This window comes from Bacteriovorax sp. DB6_IX (assembly GCF_000447775.1).
Classification (GTDB): domain Bacteria; phylum Bdellovibrionota; class Bacteriovoracia; order Bacteriovoracales; family Bacteriovoracaceae; genus Halobacteriovorax_A.
Genome location: NZ_AUNJ01000191.1, coordinates 1 through 9,115, shown reverse-complemented (window position 1 = coordinate 9,115; position 9,115 = coordinate 1). Strand labels below are relative to the sequence as shown.

The following is a 9,115-nucleotide window of genomic DNA, read 5'->3' as shown; positions in this document are numbered from 1 at the left end:
TTCCTGTTCGACTTAAACTTCCGACCAACCCAAAATCGATGAGTGCAATTTTCCCTTCATTTGTATAAAAGAAGTTTCCACCATGAAGGTCAGCATGAAAGAAGCCTTCATTTAAAAAAGTTTTTAAAAATGTATGAACACTTTTATTTAACTTATCTTCTAATTCATCCATTTTTCCAGAGATTTGTTGCTTATCACTAAATGGAATCCCTTCGATTAACTCCATTACCAGTAATGACTCTGAAGTATATTGCTTATAAACCTTCGGAAGATAGAAGAGCTCTTCTTCGTCATATTTTGAAATTATTTTTCTTAATCTTTCACAATTAAGTGACTCAATATTAAAATTAAGTTCATTTTGTAAAGAAACAGCAAAGTCCTCAATAACTTTAGATGGTCCGAGATACTTTACTTCGTCTCCGGCCCTTTCAGACTGAGTAGCGATAAAGATTAAAATTGAGAGATCTGTTTCAATCAGTTTATCAATACCAGGTCTCTTAACTTTTAAAACAACTTTTTCTCCCGTTTTTAACTTAGCGTCATAAACAAGGCCTATCGAAGCTGTCCCTATTGGAGTTTCATTTACATATTCAAATACATCTTCAATCTTTTTTTCCAAAGACTCTTCTACAGATGCCCTAACCTTTGAAAAAGGAAGAGGACTAACTTTGTCTCTAAGTAATTGCATTTGCTCAATAAAGTCTTCATCAAAGATATCCTCACGAGATGAAAGAAGTTGTCCAAACTTAACAAATGCTGGACCAAGCTCTTCAAAACAAAGCCTTAAACGATAACCAATTGATCCTGCCCATGAAGATTCTTCTTTTTTTGCCAATTCGTCGGCCATGCGATTCTTAGTGGATGTCGGTAAAACAAATCCAGGAATCTTCGCTAAAACTCCCTGAGATAGAATTTCGTCAAACCCATGTTTGGCAAATATTGTCGAAATCTCACGAAGTCGACCAATATTTCTTATCGTTTTTGTAATCTTAAAACCTGTACTTATTAAACCCATGAGCCCATTTTAACATGAACAGCAAATTTTGATAATCATGAGCAATAGTGGTAAAAATAGTTATGAAAATTTTCTTGATTCTTTTTCTCTTATTTACTCACGTTATGGTCTCTGCTGATGAAGCATGTAGTCGTATTGCGATTATAAACCAGCAAGAGGTTCTTATTGATCCGAGTTCAACGAGAAAAGGGGAAGGTTTAACTTATCATCTCCAAAAAGATCAAAAGGCCTATGAGTATCTCAAGAAGTACCAATCCTCATCTGAAGATAAATGGCGACCGGCCATTATTGGCTCAATTGGTACGGGCTTGATTCTGACTGCTTTTATCTCAAATGCTGATGACAAGAACAGAAAAGGGCTTCTAATTGCAGGAGCCTCAACTCTACTTGTTAACTTTCTTATCACTAAAACAATTGAGAGCTCTAATGAGCAATATCTCTATAAGGCAATAGAAGAATACAATAAGAGAAATCTTCCGAAGATATTCCTAAAAACCGACGAACAAGGTCAGGTTACACCAGGAGCTTATCTTGAGAAGAGCTGGAGTTTTTAATGGAAGCTTCCCAAAAAATTCAATGTTATAGCTGTAGTAAAGACCTCGATCTTTCTCCAGCACAAAAGATCACAAGAAGTGAAGAGTGCCCATATTGCTATGCTAGCCTCCACTGTTGTAAAATGTGTAAGTTCTATGATCCAACGGCGTATAATGAATGCAAAGAAACAAATGCGGACCGTATCTTAGAAAAAGAAAAAGCAAATTTCTGTGACTACTTCATCCTTAAGGGTGGCAGCGGAAGTGGTGACGAAAAAGATGATTTAATGGCCGCTGCAAATGCACTTTTTAAAATTTAACGAAGGTATTTTTTATGTCACAAGATAATCCAATCACTAAAGCAGGTCATGATGCAGTTCAAGCAGAGCTAGATCACCTCATAAAAGAGGTAAGAGAAGAGCTTAAAGTTACAATTGGTGAAGCCAGAGAACTTGGTGATCTTAAAGAAAATGCTGAATACCATGCAGCTAAAGAAAAGCAATCTCAAGTAGAGGGAAGAATCGCTCAACTTCAAGGGATTATTGCGACGGCTCAAGTTATTGATCCAGCAACTGTTTCTGCAGATAGAATTGTTTTTGGTGCAACGGTTACTATTCTAAATGTTGACACTGACGAATCTCACACTTACCAGATTGTTGGAGAATCAGAATCTGACATGAAACAAGGTAAAATTTCATATAACAGCCCTCTTGGGAAAGCCCTTATTGGAAAGGAAGAGGGTGACACTGTTATCGTTCGTGCCCCAAAAGGGAATATCGAATATGAGGTAGAAGAATTTGAGTACAAATAAGCTCTCGCTTACAAGCCCAATTTCTGATCTCTACTCAAAAAAATCTAAAACAGTAGAAAAACTTAATAGTATAAATATCGAAACAGTGGAGGACCTATTATGGGTCCTCCCTAAGAAAATTGTGCGTCTTCCGGATGTCGCGGCCTTTAAATTTGCTAATATTGGCAGTTACTTTAGAGGCTTAGGCCATGTTGTTTCAGTTCAAGCAAGACCTAATTTTAAGGCAAGGGGAAAAGGTCGCGCCTCCCTATATAATATTACGGCCAATGTTCAGGATAAGTTCTCTGGAGACGTTCTCAGTTTAAAATTCTTTAATTGCTACGGCTCAGTTAAATCTAAAATAGAATCTCTCAAGGAAATAGAGTTCCTGGGAGTTGTGAGTGAATTTAATGGAGTTGTACAAATTGCTAACCCAGAATTCAACTCACCAGAGAGTTTTGCAGGTGAAACTGGTTTAAAAATCCAATACCCTACTATTGCCTCGGTTAGCACTGTACATCTAAAAAAAGTTATAGATAAAATTCCGGCCTATCTATGGCTTGAAATCGAAGAAAATCTTCCGAAAGAAATTATAGAAAAACATAGTCTTTTTTCTCGACAAGATGCTTTTCGCTATCTCCATGGAAAAATTGATATTGAAAAATGGAATGAAGCTGATTTTGAGAAGTCTAAGGAAAGATTAATATACGAAGAGTTTTTCAATGATCAAGTAAAGATCAATTTAAGAAAGAAGTCTCGTAAGAGCTTTCAAGGAATTCAACTAGGGATAAGCCAAGATGAATTAGTAAAATCAGAAAGCTTATATCCCTATGAGCTTACTGATGATCAAAAGAGCACTTTAAAAGATGTCATCTCTGATATGGATTCCGGTACACCTATGATGAGGCTCGTCCAAGGAGATGTAGGATGTGGAAAAACGACAGTTGCTGTACTTGCGAGCTACTTAACGATTAAAAAAGGCTACCAGGCAGCTTTAATGTGTCCTACAGAATCTCTTGCTCAACAACATTATGAGAGTATCAATAAAGTACTTCCTGATGGTATTTCAATTGCACTACTTTTAGGAAGCTCTTCAACCAAAGAAAAAAATCAAGTTCTCGAGGGACTTAAGAATGGAACGATTGAATTTATTATTGGCACCCATTCTTTATTTCAAGATAGTGTTGAGTTTAAGAATCTAGGGCTTTCTATTATTGATGAACAACATAAATTTGGTGTTGAGCAAAGACTTAAACTTGTTGGAAAGGGTGCTGGGTCACACTGTTTGATTATGTCTGCAACACCTATTCCGAGATCCTTAAGTCTCACTCAGTATGGTGATTTAGATATTTCAATCATTAAAACAATGCCTAGTGGAAGAAAAGGTTCACAAACTCGAATCGTAACTCCAGAAAACTTTCCTAAGTTTCTAGGGTTTCTCAAGACGAGAATAGAAATGGGCGAACAGGCCTATATTCTTGTGCCTGCAATTACTGAGTCTCCAGATCAAAATATAAAAAATCTTGAGACCACTTTAGAAAGGTTTAAACATTTCTTTCCACAGTTTAAAGTTGCCCCACTTCATGGCCAGATGAAACCAGAAGAAAAGGCTAGAGCATTCAAGGACTTTGGTGAACATAAAATTGATATTTTAGTAGCAACTTCAGTTATTGAAGTTGGTATAGATGTCACTAATTCTACTATCATGGGAATCTTAAACCCGGAAAGGTTTGGCTTAAGTTCCCTTCACCAAATGCGTGGTCGAGTTGGACGTGGAGAAAAGCCCGGTTTCTGCTTTCTTATTACAGACAGAATACTCCAGCCTGAAACAATGCATAGACTTCAGGTCATAGAAAAATATAATGATGGGTTTAAGATTGCAGAAGAAGATCTTAAAATTCGTGGAGAAGGTGACCTTTTTGGTTCTGAACAATCAGGAGTTGTTACACAGAAGCGAATTTCAAATATCATTATGCACCAAGATATTCTCTATAGAGTCATTCAAGATATTTCTCACATTGATGATCTCACTCCATATCAAAATAATTTAGCAAGTGATGAAAAGATTTACACTACTATTTAATCCTAGAATCATCTAAAATAGATCTATGATACAAATCGAGATTGTAGACTCCCCAGATCTTTTAAGTATCGGAGTCACTACCTATCATCTACACCATATCACTCTTGGCAGGAGCCTTAAGAATACAATTATTCTTAATGACTCAGAATTATCTAAAGAGCATGCTCTTTTTAGACTTTCCCAAAGAGGCCTTATATTTGAATGTGATGCTAACTATCTCCACAATCAAAAGAAGGTTACCGGTACAATTTTGATCAAACCAAATGACACAATTGAGATCGGCCAAACAGAAATAAAGATTCTGAATTACGACCTAACTAATCTTCTGGATTCAAATGAGTATTATAAATATATTGAAGAGCTAGAGATAAAGGATCAGGACCTAGCGAATCTCATCTCTTCAATTGAAGAGGAATTTATTTATCAAATAAGTAAGGATAATAATGTTCTGGAAGAATAAAGCTCTCTATCATGACGTCGATGAGAAAACGAAGATTCACTATAAGATTAATTTCGATCCAAAAGAACTAACGGATAATGACACTGTTATTGTTTTTAACTATGGCCTTGTTTGTAATGTGGAACACTTCATGCTTCAGACTGACTTCTTCCACGAGCAAGGCCATAAGGTCCTCATTCACGATTATCGCTGTCATTTTGAATCGACTTCAAAAGATGGTGTTAAGAGCGTCACTTTTAAAAATATTGCCAACGACATGCACTCACTTATTGAAGAGCTCGGCATAAAGAAAACTATTATGTTTGGTCATAGTATGGGAGTAAACGTTACTCTGGAATACGCAAGAATGTATCCAAATCAATTGAGGGGAATGGTACTTATTTCTGGAACAGTTTTCCCTCCTCAGGATGTTATGTTCGATTCAAATATTATGGATATTTCTGAGCCCGTACTTCATCAAGTTAAAGATAGTCTCAGTGACTTATATCAATATATTTGGAAAAACTCGTATAAGAACCCTATTGCTCGTTTCTTTGTATGGCAAGGTGGTTTCAATACTAAGAAGACAGAGACAAGTTTTGTTGAATACTATATGAAAAAAATTGGAGAACTTCCTCCGGATATTTTCTTTCATCTTCTAACCGAAATGAAGCGCCATACAGTTATCAATGATCTCGAAAATATTAAGACATCAGCTCTTATTATTGGGGGCGATAAAGATAAAATTATTCCAAACTATCTTCAACGTATCCTAAAGAAATATCTTGAAAACTCGACTCTCTATATTGTTAAAGATGGAAGTCACGTACCTCAGGTAGATTTCCCTGAATCAATAAATGAAAGAAGCTTAAGTTTTATTAGAAAATTAGTTTAAACCCTTATAGGCCAACAATTTCCCAAAGACTCTATTCATTGCAGAAATCTTTTGTGCTCTCTTATACTCTTGGTGAGATGCCTCACCTTGCGTATTTTCAGTATGTGAATCTTGATCAACAATCTGAATTTCATACGGGTAGAAGAATCTAACATCTCTTGCGATTAAAGATGTATCCATTGCCAGAATTTTTTTGGAAATAGGACTCTCTTCGTCGGCCTTGGCCTCTTTTCTAATCTCCATAAAGTCTTTAAGAAATGGATTCTTATAGCGGATAAGCTGCCTACTCGTAAATTGAATCGAACGATATCTTTTAGACGAGTGATCATTTCTATCTGACTCAACATCGTCAAAACCGCATTCTGCAAGTTCTCTATTAACAGCTGCTAAAAAACGATCCTCAGTTAGATCATTTCTTAGAGACATCTTTATAACATTCTTATACTTCTGCCTAAACTTAGTTAGATCAATAATTGTATTTAGTGATCGACTCGGCTTAATATTGTGTGGAATAACAACATTATTCTCGATTAAGAATTTTACGACTCTTAAGCAATCAAATTTGGTCTTAGTTACTAGTCTAATCCCAACTCTATCAAAAAGTTCTTCCGCGACATTTTCAGCTTTATGTAAAAGCTTAATAATTACGCTATCCCTTGTCTTCTTTGCCTTAGTCTCAAAATCAATCAGAGGAATTTTAATCTCTCCTGATTTAAGGTAGAGATTATTATCACTATCTCTATGTAGATAGCGGTAGTAACGATCAAAGATTTGCGTTTGAATAGCATTGAAATAGCTTGATCTTAAATCCTTATCAACATGGAGAATCGTATGCATAATCTTTAGAATGATCTCTGCCCAAAGTTTTTCTTCATGAGTAGATTCAGAATTCCCCGCGGCCATAAGAAAGAGATCTCTTACATCTGTCACCATATATAGTGCACTTGGAATTGAGAGATCCAGGCCATCTGAAGTTCCTTCTTTTAGAAAGTACCTCTTGATAAATTGCATTGATTCTTGGAAGTTCCCAAATAGTTCCGCTCTACTGACTGGGTCATTTGGGTCTAGCCCATACCCTCTTAAAAAAGACGTCACTTGATCAGCATCCAATACAGGTGCTGTTAGAAACTTAGTATCGAGTGCAGATTTTCCACTTACCGCAACATCGAAGATGTCCCAGTCAAAAGTGTAATTTCTTAAATATTCTGGTCTTGCCATTGTTATTACTTTTTAATTTATTGTCGTTAAGTTAAAATAATCCCATATGTCAGAAGAAAACAAGATCACATTAAAAGATCCAGAAATTTTATTTCTTACATTCCTAGGTTCTGGGATGTCACCGTACTTTCCAGGAACAATGGGAAGCCTAGCTATTCTACTTCCCCTTTATTTTCTAGGTCAAATGAATCCTCCATTTTTCTTATTCGTCCCTTTTTTGATAATGCTTTCTGTCATAAGCATCTTTATTATTAAGAGAACTGAAGAAAGATTTAAAGTTCATGACCCAAAATGGATTGTCATTGATGAAGTTATTGGAATGTGGATCGCAGTTCTCTTTCTACAAAGCAATGAACTTACGCATTTTATCGTTGCCTTTATTTGGTTTCGTATCTTTGATATTCTAAAACCATGGCCTGTTAGCTACTTCGACAACATGAAGAACGCTGTAGGAACGCTTTTTGACGATATTGTTGCCGGCTTTCTGGCCGGAGGCTTCTATCTTCTTACATTTAAATTGTTAGAAAATTTATCTTGACTTACGCATAACTTACGCTAAAAATAGTAACTACCAAATCAAAAATTGATTTATTTGTGACTTGGCGCCCAATTATTACAAGGGCTTGGAATTTAAAAGCCTGCGCCATTTTGCATTGGTACAACAGTATTAATAATGCTAACAAGATAGAACAACGCAATTGAAGGGGATCTACCTATGACAACAAACACAACAGAAGCTAAGAACAAAGCAAAAGCACTAGACCTTGCACTTTCAACAATTGAAAAGCAATTTGGAAAAGGCGCTATCATGAAACTTGATAGTGAAGAAAAAGCGGATAAAATCCCTGCGATTTCTACAAGCTGTCTAGGACTAGACCTTGCTCTAGGTGTCGGTGGTGTTCCAAAAGGAAGAATCATTGAGATCTACGGTCCAGAATCTTCAGGTAAAACAACTCTTACTCTTCATATTGCAGCTGAGTGTCAAAAAGCCGGTGGGACAGTTGCTTTCATCGATGCTGAACACGCGCTTGATACGGCTTATGCTTCAAAGCTTGGTGTTGATATTCCAAATACTCTTATTTCTCAACCAGACAGTGGTGAGCAAGCACTAGAAATTACAGATATGCTAGTTAGATCTGGGGCCGTTGACCTTCTAATCGTTGACTCTGTAGCTGCGCTTACTCCTAGAGCAGAACTTGAAGGAGATATGGGTGATTCACATATGGGTCTTCAAGCAAGACTTATGTCTCAAGCCCTAAGAAAGCTTACAGGTTCAATCAATAGATCAAATACTACTGTTATCTTCATTAACCAACTTCGTATGAAAATTGGAGTAATGTTCGGTAACCCTGAAACAACTACTGGTGGAAACGCACTTAAGTTCTACTCTTCAGTAAGACTTGATATCAGAAGAACTGGTGCTATCAAGAATGGAGATGAAGTTCTTGGAAACAGAACAAAAGTAAAAGTTGTTAAGAATAAAGTTGCTCCTCCATTTAAAGTGGTAGAATTCGACATTATGTATGGACAAGGTATCTCACAAACTGGTGACCTACTAGACCTAGCTGTTGCAAATAAGATCGTTGATAAAGCTGGTGCATGGTTCTCTTATAAAGATGCTAAAATTGGTCAAGGTAGAGAAAACTCTAAGAACTTCCTTGCTGAAAATCCAGAGATTGCACAAGAAATCAAAAACAAAGTTCTTGTTCTTCACGGCCTAATGGAAGATAACACAATCGTTGATGAAGCAACGGGTGAAATCATCGAAGAACCAGCAACTCCAGAAGTTGAAGAAAAGAAGACAAAGAAAAAATCTACAAAGAAAACTGTTCAATAGAATAATTTAGATGCCCTTTATATAGGCTACTGGCGAATGTCAGATCTTATCTTAGGGGGCATCACTCTTAATATGTATCAAGACTTAGAACTCAAAAATGATGAAACTCTCGATAATGAGGAGATGTTTAAGACTGGCTATCTGTATGCCATTAAACTCCTTACAAAGAGAGATTATTCAAAATATAAGCTCAAGCTAAAGATTCTCAGTAAATCTGTAACTAAAGAAATTGCAGATGAGATTATAGCTTATCTTGTTAGCAAGAAGTTTCTCAATGAAGATAACTATATTGAAGCAAGAGTGAA

Annotated in this window: 10 protein-coding genes and 1 pseudogene; 9 read left to right on the top strand and 2 right to left on the bottom strand. The window is 36.2% G+C overall.

The window, feature by feature from the left end; translation table 11 throughout:
- On the bottom strand, positions 1-1,015 hold a 1,015-nt coding region (locus M901_RS05675; protein ID WP_021277218.1), incomplete at its 3' end, for an AarF/ABC1/UbiB kinase family protein.
- A 62-nt stretch (positions 1,016-1,077) separates the two neighbouring features.
- Between M901_RS05675 and M901_RS05670 the strand changes: the two genes are divergently transcribed.
- From M901_RS05670 to M901_RS05645, 6 genes are read left to right on the top strand one after another with little or no spacing between them, the layout of a single operon-like run.
- Entirely contained in the window at positions 1,078-1,569 is a 492-nt protein-coding gene (locus tag M901_RS05670; protein WP_021277223.1) for a hypothetical protein, read from the top strand.
- Complete coding sequence (locus tag M901_RS05665; protein ID WP_034720689.1) at positions 1,569-1,868, top strand: hypothetical protein; 300 nt, start codon at positions 1,569-1,571, stop codon at positions 1,866-1,868. Before M901_RS05670 ends, M901_RS05665 begins: the two co-directional genes overlap by 1 nt.
- A gap of 14 nt (positions 1,869-1,882) precedes the next feature.
- On the top strand, positions 1,883-2,359 hold the full coding sequence (gene greA / locus M901_RS05660) for a transcription elongation factor GreA (RefSeq protein WP_021277215.1): 477 nt from the start codon (positions 1,883-1,885) through the stop codon (positions 2,357-2,359).
- Positions 2,346-4,421 carry an ATP-dependent DNA helicase RecG gene (locus tag M901_RS05655; protein ID WP_021277222.1) on the top strand — a complete coding sequence of 692 codons (2,076 nt, stop codon included), beginning with the start codon at positions 2,346-2,348 and terminating at the stop codon, positions 4,419-4,421. Before greA ends, M901_RS05655 begins: the two co-directional genes overlap by 14 nt.
- Positions 4,422-4,446: 25 nt before the next feature.
- The gene (locus tag M901_RS05650; protein ID WP_021277224.1) at positions 4,447-4,881 is read left to right on the top strand and encodes an FHA domain-containing protein; all 435 of its coding nucleotides are present in this window, start codon (positions 4,447-4,449) and stop codon (positions 4,879-4,881) included.
- Positions 4,865-5,755, top strand: coding sequence for an alpha/beta fold hydrolase (locus M901_RS05645; RefSeq protein WP_021277220.1), 891 nt, complete (start codon positions 4,865-4,867; stop codon positions 5,753-5,755). The genes M901_RS05650 and M901_RS05645 overlap by 17 nt, the downstream gene beginning before the upstream one ends.
- On the opposite strand, the gene M901_RS05640 is transcribed toward M901_RS05645, so the two are convergent.
- Complete coding sequence (locus M901_RS05640) at positions 5,747-6,973, bottom strand: TIGR04552 family protein (RefSeq protein ID WP_021277217.1); 1,227 nt, start codon at positions 6,971-6,973, stop codon at positions 5,747-5,749. The genes M901_RS05645 and M901_RS05640 overlap by 9 nt on opposite strands.
- Positions 6,974-7,019: 46 nt before the next feature.
- On the opposite strand from M901_RS05640, the gene M901_RS05635 reads away from it, so the two are divergent.
- The 3 genes and pseudogenes from M901_RS05635 to M901_RS05625 form a co-directional block, all read left to right on the top strand.
- Positions 7,020-7,511 carry a phosphatidylglycerophosphatase A gene (locus M901_RS05635; RefSeq protein WP_021277216.1) on the top strand — a complete coding sequence of 164 codons (492 nt, stop codon included), beginning with the start codon at positions 7,020-7,022 and terminating at the stop codon, positions 7,509-7,511.
- A 177-nt stretch (positions 7,512-7,688) separates the two neighbouring features.
- On the top strand, positions 7,689-8,810 hold the full coding sequence (gene recA, locus M901_RS05630; RefSeq protein ID WP_021277225.1) for a recombinase RecA: 1,122 nt from the start codon (positions 7,689-7,691) through the stop codon (positions 8,808-8,810).
- 36 nt (positions 8,811-8,846) lie between these two features.
- Positions 8,847-9,115: pseudogene (locus M901_RS05625) on the top strand (hypothetical protein); the annotation flags it as partial.